Genomic DNA, 17,591 nt, shown 5'->3' with positions numbered 1-17,591 from the left:
GCACCGCTAGACAGGGCACAACGTGACTTTCACCGAACTGAACATCGACGAGGACATGGTGCAGGCGCTCGCCGACCACGGCATCCTCGAACCCTTCCCCATCCAGGAGCAGACCATCCCCCTGGCGCTCTCCGGCCAGGACATCATCGGCCAGGCCAAGACGGGCACCGGCAAGACCTTCGGCTTCGGCCTCCCGCTCATCCAGCGGCTCGGCCTCACCCCGGAGCCCGGCGTGCAGGCGCTCGTGGTTGTCCCGACGCGCGAGCTCGCCGTCCAGGTCACCGAGGACCTCCAGATCGCCACCAAGCACCGCGCCACCACCGTCGTCTCCATCTACGGCGGCAAGGCGTACGAGGGGCAGATCGAGCAGCTCAAGGCCGGCGCGCAGATCGTCGTCGGCACGCCGGGCCGCCTGCTCGACCTCGTGGGCCAGCGCCTGCTCTCGCTCCAGAACGTGCGCGAGATGGTGCTCGACGAGGCCGACAAGATGCTCGACCTCGGCTTCCTCTCCGACATCGAGAAGCTCTTCGCGCAGACCCCGGCCGTGCGTCACACGATGCTGTTCTCGGCCACCATGCCGGGCCCGATCGTCGCGCTCGCCCGCCGCTTCATGACGAAGCCGATCCACATCCGCGCGACGGACCCCGACGAGGGCCTGATGCAGGCGAACATCCGCCACCTCGTCTACCGCGCGCACAACATGGACAAGGACGAGGTCATCGGCCGCATCCTCCAGGCCGAGGGCCGCGGCAAGACCGTCATCTTCACGCGCACCAAGCGCGCCGCCGCCCGCCTCGTCGAGGAGCTCAACGACCGCGGCTTCAACGCCGCCGCCGTGCACGGCGATCTCAACCAGGAGCAGCGCGAGCGCGCCATGGCCGCGTTCAAGGCCGGCAAGAAGGACATCCTCATCGCCACCGACGTGGCGGCGCGCGGCATCGACGTGCTCGACGTCACCCACGTGATCAACCACACCATCCCCGAGGACGACAAGGCGTACCTGCACCGCGTCGGCCGCACGGGCCGCGCGGGCAAGACCGGCATCGCGGTCACGTTCGTCGACTGGGACGACCTGCACAAGTGGGCGCTCATCAACCGCGCCCTCGAGTTCGGCCAGCCGGAGCCCACCGAGACGTACTCGTCCTCGCCGCACCTCTACACCGACCTCGACATCCCGGCCGGATCCAAGGGCCGACTCCGCGCGACCCCGACGGTCAACCCGGACGGCACCCCGCGCGAGCGTCCGGGCAGCCGCGGCTCCGACTCGGGTCGCGACGGCGGACGCGGCGGCAGCCGGGACGGCGGACGCGGCGGCGACCGGGGCGGCGACCGCTCGGGCAACCGCTCCTCCTCTGCCTCCTCCTCCACGGGCGGCGGCGACCGCGACCGCTCGCGCAGCCGCAGCACGTCGACCGCGTCGGCCACCGCGCCCGCGGACGCCACCGCGACGATCGGCAGCGAGCAGCCGAACACGGCGGGCGGCCACGACGCGCCCCACGCCGACGGCCAGACCCGCCCGCGCTCGCGCAACCGCCGTCGCCGCTCGGGCGGCGACCGCCCCACCGCGACGTCCTAGCGCCGCGCGCGCGGATCGCACGAAGGAGGGGCCGCATCCACCGGATGCGGCCCCTCCGTCGTGCCCGGCCCGTGGGTCGCCGGTCGTGCGTCAGGCCGCCGGCACGGGCACGACGGGCGCCCAGCCCGTCGCGCGCTCGACGATGCGGGCGAGCACGGCGGGCTCGGTGGTGTTCTCCGCGAGCCGGTTCGGCTTGCCTGCGCCGTGGTAGTCGCTGGATCCCGTGACCTCGAGCCCGAACCGCTCCGCCAGCTCCGTGAGCCGCACGCGTGCCGCGGGCGGGTTGTCCCGGTGGCGCACCTCGAGTCCGAAGAGGCCCGCTGCGACGAGCGCGGTCATGCGCGAGTCCGACAGCACGCGCTCCGGCCCGCGGGCGCCCGGGTGGGCGAGGACGGCCAGGCCGCCCGCCGCCGTGATGAGCTCGACGCCGAGGATCGGATCCGGCGCGTAGTGCGGCCGGTAGTAGCCGCCCTGCCAGTGCAGGATGCTCTCGAACGCGGCCGTGCGGCTCGGCACGTGCCCTCGGGCGACGAGCGCGTCGGCGATGTGGGGCCGGCCGATCGTGCTGCCGGGCGTGGTCTGCGCCAGCACGTCCGCCCAGGTCAGCGCGTAGTCGCGCGAGATCCGGCCCACCATGGCCTCGGCGCGCGTCATGCGCTCGGAGCGCACGCGTGCGGTCATGGCCGCGAGGTCCGCGTCCTCGGGATCGAAGAGGTAGGCGAGCACGTGCACGCTCGCGTACTCGAGCTGAGTGCTCATCTCCATGCCGGGGACGAGCGTGATGCCGTGCGCGAGGGCGGCCGCTGAGGCGTCGTCCCAGCCGGCGGTGGAATCGTGGTCGGTGAGCGCCACGGCCGACAGGCCCTGCGCGGCCGCCTGCGCGACGAGCTCGACGGGCGTCTCGGTGCCGTCGGACACGGAGCTGTGCGTGTGCAGGTCGATGGGACCTGGCTGCTCCTCCGGCATCCCGCCATCCTACGCGGCGGCCCGATGCCGCCCGGCCGGCCGGAGCCCGCGGCGGCGCTCTCCCAGAGAGCCGCCATAGTGTGGTGGACGTCATGGGTCGGATCGTCGGAGCAGCAGCCATCCTCATCACGGCTGCAGGGCTCCTCGTCGTCACCTGGCCGCAGCTCCTCGGGCTGGAGCAGACGTACCTCGTCGCCCACGCCGTGGCCATCCGCGGCGGCCTCGTCGCCGCGGCGGCCGCCGTGCTGGTGCTGACCCTCGTCCTCTGCCTCGCGATCCGCCCCGGACGCCGTCTCCTCGGCAGCATCGCCGTGCTGCTCGTGCTGTTCATCGGCGCCAACTCGGCCGTGCTCGCCACCCGCGGGCTCGGCGACACGGCGTTCCAGGAGGCGCAGGACGACGACGTCACCGTGCTGACCTGGAACACGCTCGGCGGCGCGACGGGCGCGCGCGCCGTCGCCGACCTGGCCATCGAGTCCGGCGCCGACGTCATCACGCTGCCGGAGACGCGCGAGGAGACCGGCGCGGAGATCGCGGTGCTCATGCGCAATGCGGGACGGCCCATGTGGGTGCGCACCGCCGCGTTCGACGACGTGGCCGCGGCCCGCTCCACCACCATCCTCATCAGCGCGGCCTACGGCGACTACCGCATGGACGAGTCGCGCGGCACCACGAGCGTGCTGCCCACGGTCATCATGGAGCCGGTCGACGGGAACGGCCCCGTCATCATGGCCGTGCACCCCGTCTCCCCCATCCCCGAGCAGATGGACAACTGGCGCGCCGACCTCGCGTGGCTCGGGAAGCGCTGCGACGAGGGGAACGTGATCATCGCGGGCGACTTCAACGCGACGCTCGACCACATGAGCCGGTACGGGGGCGCGCCCACCGAACGCGATCAGGTCACCGACCTCGGGAAGTGCGTGGACGCCGGGCGCGCCTCGGGCAACGGCGCGGTCGGCACCTGGCCCACGGGGCTCCCCGCGCTCCTCGGCACGCCCATCGACCACATCATGGCCACCCCCGGGTGGGCGGTCACGGGCTTCCGCGTCGTCGAGGACCGCGATGGCGCCGGCAGCGACCACCGCCCGGTGATCGCGCAGCTCACGCCGCTGCGCTGACACCGCACGGAGCACGCGGGGATCGCGCAGCTCACGCCGCTGCGCTGACACCGCACGGAGCCGCCCCGCCTCGGTGCCGCGTGCAGGTGGGATGATCGACGGATGGCCGAGAACACCGACACCGCGTCCGAGACCGTCCCCGTCGAGATCGCCGCCGATCCGGCCGCGCCCCTGGCGACGACCGAGACCGCGGCCCCCGTGACGTCCGCCCCCGGCTCCGGCGACGCCCCCGTCCCCCGCGCGACCAGCAACCGCAGCACCACGCCCGCGAGCACGGCCTTCAGCGACTTCGTGTCCACGAACTGGGCCGACCGCGAGGAGGTCGACCCGTCGGCGCGCGAACAGGCGCCCTACGCCGCCGACCGCCGCCGCCGCCTGTCCGCCCTCCACGTCGGCACGCGGCTCGTCATCCCCGCCGGCCGCCTCAAGCAGCGCAGCAACGACACCGACTACCCGTTCCGCGCGCACTCGGCCTTCGCCCACCTCACCGGATGGGGCGCCGACAGCGAGCCCGGCGCCGTCCTGGTCCTCGAGCCGGTGGCCGAGGGATCCGCGGCCGACGGATCAGCGCACGACGCCACCCTCTACTTCCGCGAGCGGGCCGGACGCGACAGCGACGAGTTCTACGCCAACGCCGAGATCGGCGAGTTCTGGATCGGCCCGCGCCCCTCGCTCCGCCAGGTCGCGGCCGACCTCGGGATCGCCACCGCGCCCCTCGCCGACGTCGACGCCGCCATCGCGGCCGCGGGTCCCGTGCGCGTGATCCGCGAGGCCGATCCCGCCCTCGCCGCGCGCGTGGACGAGGCCCGCGCGGCCGCGCCCGCCGCCTCCGACGCCGAACCGGCCGAGCAGACCGATCCCGCCGACGGCGACGCCCTCCTCGCCCGCGACGCCTCCGAGCTCCGCCTCGTCAAGGACGAGTACGAGATCCGCCAGATGCGCGAGGCGGTCGACACCACCGGCCGCGGCTTCTCCGACGTGATCGCGGACATGCCCGCCGTCGTCGCGCACGCGCGCGGCGAGCGCGTCGTCGAGGGCGTCTTCAACGCCCGGGCCCGTGCCGACGGGAACGCGGTCGGCTACGACACCATCGCGGCGTCCGGCCCGCACGCCTGCATCCTGCACTGGACCCGCAACGACGGCCGCGTGGTCGAGGGCGACCTGATCCTCATCGACGCCGGCGTCGAGCTCGACAGCTACTACACGGCCGACATCACCCGCACGCTCCCCGTCTCCGGCACCTTCACCGACGTGCAGCGCGAGGTCTACGAGGCCGTCCGCGAGGCCGCCGACGCCGCGCTCGCGATCGTGCGGCCCGGGATCCGCTTCCGCGAGGTGCACGCCGCCGCGATGGAGGTCATCGCCCGCAAGGCCGCCGACTGGGGCATGCTGCCCGTCACCGCGGAGGAGGCGCTCGAGGCCGACAACCAGCACCACCGCCGCTACATGGTCCACGGCACGAGCCACCACCTCGGCCTCGACGTGCACGACTGCGCGCAGGCCCGCCGCGACATGTACATCGACGGCATCGTGGAGGCCGGCATGGTCTTCACGATCGAGCCGGGCCTCTACTTCCAGCCCGACGACCTCACGGTGCCCGAGCGCTTCCGGGGCATCGGCGTGCGCATCGAGGACGACATCCTCGTGACGCGCGACGGCGCGGAGAACCTGTCCGCGGGGATCCCGCGCACGGCCGACGAGGTCGAGGCGTGGATGGCCGGACGCGCCTAGCCGCCACGGTGGGCGGGACGCGCGGGGATCAGGCGCCCTGCGCGCCCTGCTCGCCGACGGGCCGATCGGTCGACGTGGGAGGCGCGGTCGGCTCGGGGGCGTCGGACGCGCCCGGCTCGGGAACGCGCTCGCCGTACGGGCCGACGGGACGCGAGACGGGCGGCGCGGCCGGCGGCGCGGTGACCGCGGGCTCCCCGTAGACGGAGGTGCTCGCTCCCCCGATGCCGAGCACGTTGCGCGCGCGGTGCATCGAGTCGGGCTCGACGACCACCGAGTAGCTCGTGGCCGTGACCTGCATGACCGAGGTGAAGTCGCGGCGGCGGCGCGTGATGCTGTAGCTGACGATCCCGTAGATGGCGCCGAAGCCGACGCCGATGATGACCGCGCCGACGACGAAGGAGATGTTCGGCACGGGCGAGAACAGGAACGTGACGAGGCCGAGGAAGAGGCCGAGCCACGCGCCGCTCGCGGCTCCCGCGACCGCGGCCCGGGCGGAGGTGAGCTTCCCGGTGACCCGCTCGACGCTCGTCAGCTCGTTGCCGACGATGCTCACCTGCGTCACCGGGAAGTCCGCCTCGGCGAGCGTGACGACGGCCTTCTGGGCCTCGTCGTACGTCTCGTAGGTCGCGACGGGCTCACCCTTCGGCAGCTTCGGCATGCGGGCACGGGACGGGCGTCCGAGGAGCGGGTTGGTCACGTGGCCAGTCTTCCACGGGGTGCCGGGCGGGCGCTGGGCGAGCGACTAGATTGACTCTGTGAGCGCCTCCCGAGTCTTCGTCGCCCGGCTCGCCGGGTGCAGCGTGTTCGACCCCGCAGGAGACCGCGTCGGGCGCGTCCGCGACGTGCTCGTCGTCTACCGCAAGGACGATCCGCCGCGTGTCGTGGGCCTCATCGTCGAGATCCCCGGCAAGCGCCGCGTGTTCCTCTCCATCGGCCGCGTCACGAGCATCGGCTCCGGGCAGATCATCACCACCGGCCTCATCAACCTGCGCCGCTTCGAGCAGCGCGGGGGCGAGGTGCGCGTCATCGCCGAGATCCTCGGGCGGCGCGTGAGCATGCGCGACGGATCCGGGAACGCCGTCATCGAGGACGTCGCCATCGAGGAGTCCGGCCAGGCCGAGTGGGAGGTCTCGCAGCTCTTCTGCCGCCGCCCGCGCACGAGCCCGTCCCCCTTCGCCAAGGGCGCGACCATGTTCGCCACGTGGGAGGAGGTCGCCGAGCTCCAGGACGACGGGGTCGCCCAGTCCGCCTCCCAGTTCCTCGCCGCCTACTCCGACCTGCTGCCCGCCGACCTCGCCAACACCCTCCTCGACCTGCCCCAGGCTCGTCGACTCGAGGTCGCGGAGGAGCTGCCGGACGCCCGGCTCGCCGACGTGCTCGAGGAGATGCCCGAGGCCGAGCAGGTGGAGATCATGGCCACGCTCGACGACGACCGCGCCGCCGACGTGCTCGACCAGATGCAGCCCGACGACGCGGCCGACCTCATCGCGCAGCTGTCGGACGAGCGCGGCGAGACCCTGCTCGAGCTCATGCAGCCGGAGGAGGCGGACGACGTCCGCATGCTCCTCAGCTACGCGCCGGACACCGCGGGCGGCCTCATGACGACGGATCCCGTCATCGTCTCGGGCGACGCCACCGTCGCGGAGGGCCTCGCGCTCATCCGCCGCCACGAGCTCGCGCCCACATTGGGCGCCGCGGTCTGCGTCACGCTGCCGCCGTACGAGCCGCCCACGGGCCGCTTCCTCGGCATGGTGCACTTCCAGCGGATGCTGCGCTACCCGCCGCACGAACGCCTCGGCACGCTGCTCGACCAGGGTCTGGAACCCGTGCGCGCGGACACGAGCGCGGCCGAGGTGTCGCGCATCATGGCGAGCTACAACCTGGTGTCGGTGCCCGTGGTGGACGAGAACCACCGGCTGGTCGGCGTGGTCACCATCGACGACGTGCTCGACCACCTCCTGCCCGACGACTGGCGGAGCGCCGACGCGGAACGCGAGACGCGCAAGCGCGCCACGGCCCGCTTCCACGGCACGGCCACGGCCGCCATCCCCACCGCAGGACCCGTACGAGGACGGAGGATCCCCCGTGGCACGGCAGAGTAACCGCGACGTCCGGCTGGACGCGCCCAAGGGCCTCCGCACGACCGTCCTCCCCATGCGCAACCGCGCGAGCCGCGACCGGTTCGGCCGCTTCACCGAGTCCATCGCGCGCGGCATGGGCACGCCGTGGTTCCTGGTCGGCCTCACGCTCTTCTGCGTCGCGTGGATCGGCTACAACACCTACGGACCGGAGTCCGCGCGCTTCGACTCGGCAGCCCTCGGCTTCACGGCGCTCACGCTGATCCTGTCGCTGCAGGCCTCGTACGCGGCCCCGCTCATCCTGCTCGCGCAGAACCGCCAGGACGACCGCGACCGCGTGCAGATCGAGCAGGACAGGCAGCGCGCCGAGCGCAACGTGGCCGACGTCGAGTACCTCGCCCGCGAGGTCGTGTCGCTGCGCCTGCAGATGAAGGACGTGGCCTCGAAGGACTTCATCCGCGCCGAGCTGCGCCAGCTCCTCGAGGAGCTCGACCGCCGCGACGACCCCGAGGCGGACGACGCCGAGGGCACGACCCGCAGGACGCATGCCCGCTGAGGCCGGCGGCTCCGGGGCGCTGACGGCGGACGCCGTGCGGCGGGCGCTCGCCCGCGTGGTGGATCCCGAGATCCGCCGCCCCATCACCGAGCTCGACATGGTCTCCGACGTCCGCGTCGAGGCCGACGGCGTGGCCCACGTGGACATCGCGCTGACGATCGTCGGCTGCCCGGCCGCGACCTCCATCGAGCGCGACGTGCGCGAGACCGTCGAGGCCGTGCCCGGGGTGGCGCAGCTCGAGCTCACGGTCGGCGTGATGAGCCCCGAGCGGCGTCGCGCGCTCACCGAACGGCTCCGCGGTCCCGCTGCCCAGCGCGGCATCCCGTTCGGGCCGGACAGCCTCACGCGCGTCTACGCGGTCACGAGCGGCAAGGGCGGCGTCGGCAAGTCCACGCTCACCGCCAACCTCGCGGTCGCGCTCGCGGCGAAGGGCCTCGCGGTCGGCCTCGTCGACGCCGACGTGCACGGCTTCTCGATCCCGGGGATCCTCGGCCTGGTCGACGCCGACGGCCGCACCGCGCAGCCCACGCGCGTCGGCGACATGATCCTGCCGCCCGTCGCGCACGGCGTGAAGGTCATCTCGATCGGCATGTTCCTCGACCCCGACGCCACCGGCGGCACCGCCGTGTCCTGGCGCGGGCCGATGCTGCACCGCACGATCCAGCAGTTCCTCACGGACGTCTTCTTCGGCGACCTCGACGTGCTGCTGCTCGACCTGCCGCCCGGCACGGGCGACGTGGCGATCACCGTGGGGCAGCTGCTGCCGCACGCCGAGGTGCTCGTCGTCACGACGCCGCAGCCCGCAGCCGCCGACGTGGCCGAGCGCAGCGGACTGGTGGCGCGGCAGACGGGCCAGCGCGTGGCCGGGGTCGTGGAGAACATGGCCGGGTTCGCGCAGCCCGACGGATCCGTGCTGGAGCTCTTCGGCGCGGGCGGCGGCGAGGAGGTCGCGCGTCGGCTCTCTGCGGGGCAGGACGCGCCCGTGCCGCTCCTCGCGAGCGTGCCGCTCAGCATGGCGCTCCGCGAGGGCGGCGACGCCGGGGCACCGCTCGTGCTGGCCGCGCCGACGGATCCCGCCGCGGTCCAGATCCTTCGGGTCGCGGACCACCTCGCCTCGCGCGGCCGCGGCCTCGCGGGCCGGCGGCTGGGCCTGTCCGTCTCCTAGGAGCGCCGACGCCCCGGTTCCTGTCGACGCCCCGTGACGCACGAGGAGGACAGCAGCCCGCGGGCTGCCGTCCTCCTCGTCCGTGCTGCGGGCGCTGCCTAGACGTGGCTGCGGTGCGTGCGCGTGGGCAGCGCGCGGTAGCCGTCGCGCGCCGTGACGACGACGGTGCCGGCGATGGCGGAGACGGAGAGGGCGGCGATGGCGACGAGGAAGACGGTCATGGTGGTGCTCCTGCGAGAAGGCGGATGGCGGCGCATTCCGCCGCACCTCCATGGGACCACCGCACACCGTTCAGGACAAGCTCATAGCCCTTGTCTGGTTGTGTAGCCTGCCTTCATGGACATCCGTCGCCTCGAGCTCCTCCGCGAGCTCGCCGACCGCGGCAGCGTGGGCGCCGTCGCGCGCGCCGCCGGCCGGACCCCGTCGGCCGTCTCGCAGCAGCTCAAGGTGCTCGAGCGCGAGGCCGGCGTGCCGCTCACGGAGCGCTCCGGACGCGGGATCGTGCTGACCGACGCGGGCCGCGCGCTCGCCCGCACGGCGACCGACATCGCCGTCGCGGTGGCCCGTGCCGAGGCGCTGTGGGAGGACTTCCGGCACCAGCCGTCCGGCGAGGTCACGCTCGCCACGTTCCCCACCGCGGCGCAGATGCTGCTGCCCGGCCTCCTCGACCGCGTCGCCGGGATCCCCGACCTCACGCTGCGGGCGAGCGACAGGGATCCGGCATCCCGCGCCTTCGCCGACCTCACCGCCGACTTCGACGTGGTCATCGCCCACTCGCTCGCGGGCGCGGGCACCTGGCGCGGGCTCGGCCTCGTGATCGTGCCGCTCATGGTGGAGCCGCTCGACGTCGCCATGCCCGCGGACCACCGGCTCGCCGGGCGGGCGTCGGTGAGCCCGGCCGACCTCAGCGGCGAGCCGTGGATCGGGGTGCCGCAGGGCCTGCCGTTCGACCGGATCCTCCTCGACATCGAGCAGGCCGTGGGCGCGCCCGCGCGCGTGGTCCAGCGGTTCAGCGACACCCGCATCACGGAGTCGCTCGTGGCGTCCGGGCACGGGATCGCGCTGCTGCCGCGGTACACCGCAGGCTCGTACGAGGGCGTGGTGGTCAAGAGGCTGTCGGGGGTCACGTCGAAGCGGCACCTGCATGTGCTCCTGCGCCCGGACCGCGCCGAGCGGCCGTCGGTGCGCGCCGTCGTGGACGCCCTCCGCGAGGAGGCGAAGGCGGTGGACGCGCGCTTCAGCGGGAACGGCTGAGGTGCGATGGATGCCCGGATGACGCAGGCGGACGGATCGCGGTCAGGCGACGCGCGTCAGGTGGCCTCGGCGTCGAACGGCGCGGGCTGGGCCGAGGCGGCGGCGGCCTCGCGCTCGAGGCGCTGGCGGCGGGCGATGGTGGTCTCGACGGGGACGCGCGGCTTCGTGACGACGGGCTCGTCCTCGAACAGCGCCTCCTTGATGATGCGGCGCGGGTCGTACTGGCGCGGGTCGAGCTTCTTCCAGTCGACCTCGTCGAACTCCGGCCCCAGCTCGTCGCGCATGCGCTCCCGGGCGCCGGTGGCCATGCGGCGCGCGGCCTTCACCAGATCCGCGAGCTTCTGGGTGTAGACCGGCAGCCGCTCGGGGCCGAGCAGGAACACGGCGATGATGCCGATGAGCATCAGCTTCTCGAACGTCAGGCCGAACATGATCACAGGCTAGCCGGTCGACGCCGCATCTCCGCCCGTCCGCAGGGTCCGGTCAGCGGATGGCGCCCATCCGATCCGCACCGGACATCCGCCGGTCGGGCGGGTGCCGCCGGGCCGATACCCTGGGGACCCGGAAGAGGGAGGTGCCGCGTGTCCGACCAGGAGACCGGGTGGAAGTTCGCCGAGGACGTCGTCGTGGAGGACGAGCACATCGCCCTGGCGCGCCAGCACTCCCGCGAGCTGGGCATCGAGGCCGTCTCCCCCGCCGTCGGCGCGCAGCTCTCGCTCCTCGCCGCGGCGACGCGCGCGACCAGCGTCATCGAGATCGGCACGGGAGCCGGCGTCTCGGGCCTCTGCATCTTCCGCGGCGCACCGCGGGCGGTGCTCACCAGCATCGACGTCGAGTTCGACCACCAGCAGGCCGCGCGCGAGATCCTCGCGGACGCCGAGGTGCCCGCCAACCGCGTGCGCCTCATCACGGGCCGCGCCCTCGACGTGCTGCCGCGGATGAGCGACGCGAGCTACGACCTCGTGCTCGTGGACGCGGATCCCGCCCAGGTCATCGAGTACGTCGAGCACGGCCTGCGCCTCGCGCGCACCGGCGGGCTCGTCCTCGTGCCGCACGCGCTGTGGCGCGGACGCGTGCAGAACCCCGCCGCGCGCGATGCGCAGACCGCGGCGTTCCGCACCCTCGTGCAGGAGACGGCGGGATCGGGCGCCGTGGTCGCGTCGCTGTCGCCCGCGGGCGACGGCCTGCTGCAGATCGCCAAGACCGGGCGCTGACCGCCGCGGTCCGCCGCTCGCACGATCGACGTCGCCGCGAACCCCGCGCATACGACACCGCCCGCCCCGTCGTCGACGGGGCGGGCGGTGTCGCGTGATCCGTTCTCGACTAGCTCGCGCTGGTCACCGCGGCGAGGGCGTCGTGAAGCTCCTTCGCTTCGGCGTCGTTGACGGAGACGACGAGTCGTCCGCCTCCCTCCAAGGGCACGCGCACGATGATGAGCCTGCCCTCCTTCACGGCCTCCATCGGTCCGTCGCCGGTCCTGGGCTTCATGGCTGCCATTCGGCTCCCCTTTCGTGGATGTGCGTCCATTATCCCGCATGGACACGCCCCCCGATGAACGCGCGGCTCCGTGCTACGCCCGCCGCGCCCCCATCCGGCGGTGGAGGGGGCGCGGCGGGGCGGCCGGGAGGAGTCGCGGACGCCGGGTCACGGCGGCGTCCAGTCGCCCGCGGTGGCACGCCAGAAGACGTCGATCCAGATCCACTGGCCTACGACCATGGCGACGACCACCGCGACGCGATAGGCACGAGAACGGGGCACGGCGAGCGCCCCGGCCAGCGGGATCATGGGCAGGAGCAGGCGGAAGACGCTCGACTGCGGGAAGAAGACCGCGAAGAGGTACAGGCCGTAGGACGCGATCCAGATGCGGAGGTCGGGGCCGAGGGCGCGCACGGAGGGGCGCAGCAGGATCAGGACGAAGGCCGCCACGGCGAGCAGCACGGCGATCGCGCCCGCGATCCCGCCGATCCAGAAGTCGCCCGCGTCGAACCACGCCTCGAAGGGCACGAGGTGGCGGTAGCCGACGTACGCCGCGCGCCAGGAGAGCTCCGTGTCGGTGTACGCCGTGAAGGAGCCCGTGCGGATCCAGGCGATCACCGGCCACGCGGCGCCCGCGGCGACGGCGGAGGTCGTCGCCAGGACGAGCCGGGCTCGTTCCGCGGGCGGGAACGGATCGCGGCGGGCCGTGGCGATCCGGTGGGCGCCGTGCAGGACCAGCGCGAGCGCGAAGGCGAGGCTGAGGGGGCGGGTGAACGCCATGATCACCACGACGGGCGCGAGGAGCACGTAGCGCCGCTCGACCAGGAGCAGCAGGGCGACGAGGAGCAGGAGCGTCTGCAGGCTCTCGGCGTACGCGATCTGGAAGAGCGGCGAGACCGGCGCGACGCAGACGATCACCACCGCCGTGAGGGTGGAGGACGGCGAGAGGAAGCGCGACAGCAGGCGGTGCAGCACGAGCACGGCGCCGCCGCCGGCGAGCACCGAGACGGCGACCGCGGTCACGTCGAACGGCGCGCCCGTGGCGTCCTGGATGGCGCGCACGATGGCCGGGTAGACCGGCAGGAAGGCCCACGGGTTCGACTGCACGTGCCCCGCGGCGTCGACGGGGAGGACGGTCGGGTAGCCGAAGGTCGCGATGTCGCGGTACCAGCCGGCGTCCCAGAAGGTGGCGTACTGCAGGTAGGACGGAGAGGCGGGGGCCCACGGGGTGCGGATCTGGCTGCGGGCCGCGACGAGCATCAGCACGGTCGTGAGGACGCGGCTCGCGGCGTAGACGCCGAGGACCGCCGCCCACCAGGGCAGGCGTCCGGCGGGTCGTGCGTCCGGCAGGTCGAGCGGAGCGGGGCGCCCGACCGGCCGGGTCAGCGCGCGGTCAGCCACGCCCGCAGCCCGCGCTCGCACGACGTGATCTGGGCGACGTCGACGCGCTCGTCGTCGTGGTGGGCGAGGAGCGGATCCCCGGGGCCGTAGTTCACGGCCGGGACGCCGAGCGCGCTGAAGCGGGCGACGTCGGTCCAGCCGTACTTGGGGCGCGCCTCGCCGCCGACCGCGGCGAGGAACGGCTGCGCGATCTCGGCGTCGAGGCCGGGCCGCGCGCCCTCCGCGAGGTCGACGACCGTGACCTCGAAGCCGGGGAAGAGGCTCGTGACGTGCTCCACGGCCTCGACGCCGGACCGGCTGGGGGCGAAGCGGTAGTTGACGTGCACCATGGCCTCGTCGGGGATCACGTTGCCCGCGATGCCGCCCGAGACGCCGACGGCGTTGAGGCCCTCGCGGTAGACGAGGCCGTCGACCTCGACCTCGCGCGCCTCGTACGCGGCCAGCGTGTCGAGCACGGGCGCGATGCCGTGGATGGCGTTCTCGCCGACCCAGGAGCGGGCCGAGTGCGAGCGCTTCCCGAAGGCGCGGACCTCGACGCGGAGGTTGCCGTTGCAGCCGCCCTCGATCTCCGCGCGCGTCGGCTCGCCGAGGATCGCGAAGTCGCCCTCCAGGAGCTCGGGCCGGGTGCGGGCGAGGCGGCCGAGCCCGTTGAGGCTGTCGGACACCTCCTCGTGGTCGTACCAGATCCAGGTGATGTCGTACGCGGGATCCACGAGCTCGGCGGCCAGCACGAGCTGCACCGCGACACCCGCCTTCATGTCGACCGTGCCGCGTCCCCAGAGGTACTCGACGCCGCCCTCGTGCTCGGTGCGCGTGGGCAGGTTGCGGTTGAGCGGGACGGTGTCGATGTGGCCGGCGATGACGACGCGGCGGTCGCGGCCGAGGTGCGTGCGGGCGACGACCGCGTCGCCGTCGCGCTCCAGCCGGAGGTGCGCGCAGCCGGCGAGCGCGCTCTCGATGGCGTCGGCGAGCGTGGCCTCGTCGCCGGAGACCGACTCGATGTCGCAGATCGCGCGGGTGACCTCCACGCTCCCCGCCGTGAGGTCGAGCACGGGCACGGGAGGCGTCTCGGTCGGCATGCGGACATCCTAGGTCGGGGGCGGCACGCGGTCCTGGGGAGGACCCGGGACGGGCCACGCCGATCGGTACGCTGGCCGCATGGCCTCCCCCGATTCGCCCTCGTCCGCCGCGCCCGCCTCCGCTCCCGCCTCCGGATCCGCGTGGGGATACGGCCTCGCGACCGTCGCCTCGGACGGCACCGTGCTCGACACCTGGTTCCCCGCGCCCGAGCTCGGGTCGCTGCCCGCCGGCCGCGACCGCTGGATCGCGCCGGCCTGGATCGAGGAGCTCGCCGTGGCCGACCCGCGACGCGGCGTGACGGTCGACATCGTCACGGTCGAGATCGACCTGCAGACGCCCCCCACGTCGACGCCCGACGCGTACCTCCGGCTGCACCTGCTCAGCCACCTGCTCGTGGCGCCGAACACGATCTCCCTCGACGGGATCTTCGGCCACCTGCCCATCGTGGTGTGGACGAACGCGGGCCCCGTGCACCCCGACGACTTCGACCGCCTCCGCCCCTCGCTCCAGCGGGCGGGCATCGCCGCGCACGGCATCGACAAGTTCCCGCGCCTGCTCGACTACGTCACGCCCGACCGCGTGCGCATCGCCGACGCCTCGCGCGTGCGGCTCGGCGCGCACCTCGCGCCCGGCACCACCGTCATGCACGAGGGCTTCGTCAACTTCAACGCGGGCACGCTCGGCGCGTCCATGGTCGAGGGGCGCATCACGCAGGGCGTCGTCGTCGGCGACGGCTCGGACGTCGGCGGCGGCGCGTCGATCATGGGCACGCTCTCGGGCGGCGGCACGCAGCGCGTCGTCGTCGGGGAGCGGGCGCTGCTGGGCGCGAACTCGGGCGTCGGCATCTCCATCGGCGACGACAGCGTCGTGGAGGCCGGCCTGTACGTGACCGCGGGCACCAAGGTCCGGCTCGCCGGCGAGGCGCCCGGTCCGGACGGCACCGTGCCGCAGGTCAAGGCCGTCGAGCTCTCCGGGCGGCCCGGGATCCTCTTCCGCCGCAACTCGCTCACCGGGGCCGTCGAGGCGGTCCCGCGGCGCGCCGGCGGCTCGATCCTCAACGACGCGCTGCACGCCTAGCGCGGGCGTCGCGGACCGGGCTCAGCGGCGGAGGCCGCGGCGCCGCCGGGTGTCGGTCGCGTCGGCGGCCGGGTCGATCCGCAGCACGTCGACCACGATCGCCGTCACGTTGTCGCGCCCGCCGTTCTCCAGCGCGTGCACGACGAGGTCGCGCACCGCGGTCGCCGCGTCGTCGGCGCGCAGCAGGTGCCCGCGGATCTCCGCGTCGGCCAGCTCCTTGGTCAGCCCGTCCGAGCAGACCAGCAGCCGCAGCCGCGCGGTGACGGGCAGCAGCCAGTAGTCCGCCTCGGCGGCGTCGCCCACGCCGACGGCCCGGGTGATGATGTTGCCGTCCGGGTGCCGGTCGGCCTGCGCGCGCGTGATGCGGCCGGCGTCCACCATCTCCTGCACGACCGAGTGGTCGACGGTGACCTGCTCCAGCACGTCGCCGCTCAGCTGGTAGACGCGCGAGTCGCCGACGTTGAAGACGGCCCAGTACGGGCGGTCGGACACCAGGGTCAGGCACGCGCCCGTGACGGTCGTCCCGGCGTGCAGCTCGAGCTCCCCTGTCTCCTCGCGGATGTCGCCGACGGCCAGGTCGAGCGCGGGCTCCACGCCCTCGGGATCCGCGAAGCCGGACTCCGCGCGCTCCTGCTCCTCGGCGAGGCGGCGGATGACGGCGTCGCTCGCCACGTCGCCCGCCGCGTGGCCGCCCATCCCGTCCGCGACCGCGAAGTACGGCACGGCCGCGAGCACGCTGTCCTCGTTGTGGTCGCGGCGGAGTCCGCGATCGGTCATGGACGCCCAGCCGAGCACGAGCGTGCGTCCGTCGGGGAGTGCCAGGGACGCCTCCGCGACGTCCGCTCCGATGGCGGTCATCGGGCGGACAGGATCTCGAGGACGACGCCGTCGCCGATGTCGATGCGCGTGCCCGGCACGACCACGAGCGACTCCCCCGGACGCAGCGCGAGGTGCTCGGCCCCGGGCGCGAGCACGACCGTGCCGTTCGTGGAGTCGAGGTCGGTCACGACGATGACGCCGGCGTCCTGCCGGAGCCCGAGGTGCGTGCCGGAGATCTCGCCGAGCGGCGACGGCACGGCCACGAGGCGCGGGGCGACGCCACGGACGACGCGCGGCGGTCGGGGCCGGCGGCCGACGATGGCGGGCGCGTCGAGGGGGATCCGGTCGGGGACGACGGCGTCGACGTGCGGCACGCCGTCGCGCAGGACGCGGAACGCGTGGACGACGCGCGCGGCGTCCACGTCCTCGGCCGCTGCGGGCGCGGTGGGCATCGCGACGGTGGGGACGCCGGCGGATCCGGCGCGGGCCTCGGCGTCGGCCTCGGCCTCGCGGGCGTCGGGTCCTCCCGCGTGCCCGACCGGATCCGCCGGCCCGTCGAGGACGGTGGCGACGAGGCCGGGGTCGACGGGCGGCGCCGCGTGGCGCGCGGAGGGCGAGCCGCCGCGGCGGTCCGCGTGAGCGCCCGCGGCGTCGCCGGATCGCGCGTCGCCGAGGCGCCAGTCGACGGCGTCGGCGGCGACGGCGCCCGCGATCAGCGGGAGGCCCCCGATCGCGATCCCGGTCGTGCCCGCCGCGGCGTCGGCGTGCCCTGCCCGGTACGCGCGCACGCGGTCGAGGGTGGCGAGGTAGAAGGGCTGGGCCCGCCGCGCGTCCACACGGCGGGCATCCGCGTCACCGTCGACGTCGGCGTCCACGACCGCGTCCCCGCGCAGCACCACCTGGAGGCGCGCGCCCTCCGGCCCCACGGCCTCGTGCACGATCACGGCGAAGGAGGCGACCTCGTCCGCGCCCCGCAGAGGCAGCGCCGCGACGACCGCCTCGGCCGTGGTGGCAGGATCCGCGAGGATGCGCCAGAGGTCCTCCACGACGCGCGTCGGGGCGCCGCCGGGCAGGAGCACCACGGCGTGGGGCGTCACGACCGCGAGGCCTGCCGACCCCCGGGCGGCGGGAGAGGAACGGTGGGAGCCCTCGCTCACGTCATCGGCTCCATCGGGGCTCGGCGCCCGGTCGGGCGGTCGGCGCCGGGCCTCGGGCGGCCGGACGCGCTGACAGGGATCCTACCGGGCGGCCGCGTGCTGACCCGCTGTTGCGCCGCCGTCGGACAGCCGCCCGC

The 17,591-nt window shown here is 74.2% G+C and carries 18 protein-coding genes; 9 read left to right on the top strand and 9 right to left on the bottom strand.

The window, feature by feature from the left end:
• Positions 1-22: 22 nt before the first annotated feature.
• Positions 23-1,576 (top strand): DEAD/DEAH box helicase, encoded by a 1,554-nt coding sequence (locus tag NL142_RS06195; protein ID WP_435081354.1) that lies wholly within the window; start codon positions 23-25, stop codon positions 1,574-1,576.
• A gap of 90 nt (positions 1,577-1,666) precedes the next feature.
• Here NL142_RS06195 and NL142_RS06190 read toward each other — a convergent pair whose 3' ends face one another.
• On the bottom strand, positions 1,667-2,542 hold the full coding sequence (locus tag NL142_RS06190; protein ID WP_119373640.1) for a PHP domain-containing protein: 876 nt from the start codon (positions 2,540-2,542) through the stop codon (positions 1,667-1,669).
• Positions 2,543-2,634: 92 nt separating this feature from the next.
• Here NL142_RS06190 and NL142_RS06185 point away from each other — a divergent pair, with 92 nt between their 5' ends.
• Together NL142_RS06185 and NL142_RS06180 are read left to right on the top strand one after the other, a co-directional pair.
• Positions 2,635-3,660, top strand: a complete 1,026-nt coding sequence (locus tag NL142_RS06185) for an endonuclease/exonuclease/phosphatase family protein (protein WP_435081353.1) — start codon at positions 2,635-2,637, stop codon at positions 3,658-3,660.
• A gap of 102 nt (positions 3,661-3,762) precedes the next feature.
• Positions 3,763-5,391, top strand: a complete 1,629-nt coding sequence (locus NL142_RS06180) for an aminopeptidase P family protein (RefSeq protein ID WP_194682919.1) — start codon at positions 3,763-3,765, stop codon at positions 5,389-5,391.
• 28 nt (positions 5,392-5,419) lie between these two features.
• On the opposite strand, the gene NL142_RS06175 is transcribed toward NL142_RS06180, so the two are convergent.
• Positions 5,420-6,088: a YflT domain-containing protein gene (locus NL142_RS06175; RefSeq protein WP_435081352.1), complete on the bottom strand. Its 669-nt coding sequence runs from the start codon at positions 6,086-6,088 to the stop codon at positions 5,420-5,422.
• A 58-nt stretch (positions 6,089-6,146) separates the two neighbouring features.
• Between NL142_RS06175 and NL142_RS06170 the strand changes: the two genes are divergently transcribed.
• The 3 genes from NL142_RS06170 to NL142_RS06160 are packed head-to-tail and all read left to right on the top strand — an operon-like array spanning position 6,147 to position 9,190.
• Positions 6,147-7,493, top strand: a complete 1,347-nt coding sequence (locus NL142_RS06170) for a magnesium transporter MgtE N-terminal domain-containing protein (RefSeq protein WP_012037873.1) — start codon at positions 6,147-6,149, stop codon at positions 7,491-7,493.
• Positions 7,477-8,025: a DUF1003 domain-containing protein gene (locus NL142_RS06165; protein ID WP_043587578.1), complete on the top strand. Its 549-nt coding sequence runs from the start codon at positions 7,477-7,479 to the stop codon at positions 8,023-8,025. The genes NL142_RS06170 and NL142_RS06165 overlap by 17 nt, the downstream gene beginning before the upstream one ends.
• Positions 8,015-9,190, top strand: coding sequence for an Mrp/NBP35 family ATP-binding protein (locus tag NL142_RS06160; protein ID WP_194682921.1), 1,176 nt, complete (start codon positions 8,015-8,017; stop codon positions 9,188-9,190). Before NL142_RS06165 ends, NL142_RS06160 begins: the two co-directional genes overlap by 11 nt.
• A 98-nt stretch (positions 9,191-9,288) precedes the next feature.
• Here NL142_RS06160 and NL142_RS06155 read toward each other — a convergent pair whose 3' ends face one another.
• The gene (locus NL142_RS06155) at positions 9,289-9,411 is read right to left on the bottom strand and encodes a hypothetical protein (protein ID WP_435081351.1); all 123 of its coding nucleotides are present in this window, start codon (positions 9,409-9,411) and stop codon (positions 9,289-9,291) included.
• Positions 9,412-9,526: 115 nt separating this feature from the next.
• On the opposite strand from NL142_RS06155, the gene NL142_RS06150 reads away from it, so the two are divergent.
• Entirely contained in the window at positions 9,527-10,444 is a 918-nt protein-coding gene (locus NL142_RS06150; protein ID WP_194682922.1) for a LysR family transcriptional regulator, read from the top strand.
• 56 nt (positions 10,445-10,500) lie between these two features.
• On the opposite strand, the gene NL142_RS06145 is transcribed toward NL142_RS06150, so the two are convergent.
• Positions 10,501-10,875 carry a twin-arginine translocase TatA/TatE family subunit gene (locus tag NL142_RS06145; RefSeq protein ID WP_012037868.1) on the bottom strand — a complete coding sequence of 125 codons (375 nt, stop codon included), beginning with the start codon at positions 10,873-10,875 and terminating at the stop codon, positions 10,501-10,503.
• A 150-nt stretch (positions 10,876-11,025) separates the two neighbouring features.
• Between NL142_RS06145 and NL142_RS06140 the strand changes: the two genes are divergently transcribed.
• Positions 11,026-11,658, top strand: coding sequence for an O-methyltransferase (locus tag NL142_RS06140; protein ID WP_043587585.1), 633 nt, complete (start codon positions 11,026-11,028; stop codon positions 11,656-11,658).
• Positions 11,659-11,767: 109 nt separating this feature from the next.
• Here NL142_RS06140 and NL142_RS06135 read toward each other — a convergent pair whose 3' ends face one another.
• From NL142_RS06135 to dapE, 3 genes are all read right to left on the bottom strand, one after another.
• Positions 11,768-11,941, bottom strand: coding sequence for a DUF3117 domain-containing protein (locus NL142_RS06135; protein WP_012037866.1), 174 nt, complete (start codon positions 11,939-11,941; stop codon positions 11,768-11,770).
• 147 nt (positions 11,942-12,088) lie between these two features.
• A complete protein-coding gene (locus tag NL142_RS06130) occupies positions 12,089-13,321 on the bottom strand; it encodes a hypothetical protein (RefSeq protein ID WP_435081350.1) in 1,233 nt (410 codons plus the stop codon).
• The gene (gene dapE / locus NL142_RS06125; RefSeq protein ID WP_435081349.1) at positions 13,303-14,400 is read right to left on the bottom strand and encodes a succinyl-diaminopimelate desuccinylase; all 1,098 of its coding nucleotides are present in this window, start codon (positions 14,398-14,400) and stop codon (positions 13,303-13,305) included. Before dapE ends, NL142_RS06130 begins: the two co-directional genes overlap by 19 nt.
• 79 nt (positions 14,401-14,479) lie before the next feature.
• Here dapE and dapD point away from each other — a divergent pair, with 79 nt between their 5' ends.
• Positions 14,480-15,478: a 2,3,4,5-tetrahydropyridine-2,6-dicarboxylate N-succinyltransferase gene (gene dapD, locus NL142_RS06120; RefSeq protein ID WP_435081348.1), complete on the top strand. Its 999-nt coding sequence runs from the start codon at positions 14,480-14,482 to the stop codon at positions 15,476-15,478.
• Positions 15,479-15,499: 21 nt separating this feature from the next.
• Here the strand turns inward: dapD and NL142_RS06115 are convergent, their stop codons facing one another.
• The gene (locus NL142_RS06115; protein ID WP_435081347.1) at positions 15,500-16,336 is read right to left on the bottom strand and encodes a PP2C family protein-serine/threonine phosphatase; all 837 of its coding nucleotides are present in this window, start codon (positions 16,334-16,336) and stop codon (positions 15,500-15,502) included.
• Entirely contained in the window at positions 16,333-17,394 is a 1,062-nt protein-coding gene (locus NL142_RS06110; protein WP_435081346.1) for an FHA domain-containing protein, read from the bottom strand. Before NL142_RS06110 ends, NL142_RS06115 begins: the two co-directional genes overlap by 4 nt.
• Positions 17,395-17,591: the final 197 nt, after the last annotated feature.

This window comes from Clavibacter quasicaliforniensis (genome assembly GCF_051201715.1).
GTDB lineage: Bacteria > Actinomycetota > Actinomycetes > Actinomycetales > Microbacteriaceae > Clavibacter > Clavibacter seminis.
The sequence above is the reverse complement of the archived record's forward strand: the minus strand, read 5'-3'. Positions and strand labels throughout refer to the sequence as shown.

Coding starts and splice junctions, on each gene's coding strand:
- NL142_RS06155 (WP_435081351.1), bottom strand. CDS start 9,411: ATGACCGTCTTCCTCGTCGCCATCGCCGCCCTCTCCGTCTCCGCCATC.
- NL142_RS06150 (WP_194682922.1), top strand. CDS start 9,527: ATGGACATCCGTCGCCTCGAGCTCCTCCGCGAGCTCGCCGACCGCGGC.
- NL142_RS06115 (WP_435081347.1), bottom strand. CDS start 16,336: ATGACCGCCATCGGAGCGGACGTCGCGGAGGCGTCCCTGGCACTCCCC.
- NL142_RS06160 (WP_194682921.1), top strand. CDS start 8,015: ATGCCCGCTGAGGCCGGCGGCTCCGGGGCGCTGACGGCGGACGCCGTG.
- NL142_RS06145 (WP_012037868.1), bottom strand. CDS start 10,875: ATGTTCGGCCTGACGTTCGAGAAGCTGATGCTCATCGGCATCATCGCC.
- dapE (WP_435081349.1), bottom strand. CDS start 14,400: ATGCCGACCGAGACGCCTCCCGTGCCCGTGCTCGACCTCACGGCGGGG.
- NL142_RS06135 (WP_012037866.1), bottom strand. CDS start 11,941: ATGGCAGCCATGAAGCCCAGGACCGGCGACGGACCGATGGAGGCCGTG.
- NL142_RS06180 (WP_194682919.1), top strand. CDS start 3,763: ATGGCCGAGAACACCGACACCGCGTCCGAGACCGTCCCCGTCGAGATC.
- NL142_RS06185 (WP_435081353.1), top strand. CDS start 2,635: ATGGGTCGGATCGTCGGAGCAGCAGCCATCCTCATCACGGCTGCAGGG.
- NL142_RS06190 (WP_119373640.1), bottom strand. CDS start 2,542: ATGCCGGAGGAGCAGCCAGGTCCCATCGACCTGCACACGCACAGCTCC.
- dapD (WP_435081348.1), top strand. CDS start 14,480: ATGGCCTCCCCCGATTCGCCCTCGTCCGCCGCGCCCGCCTCCGCTCCC.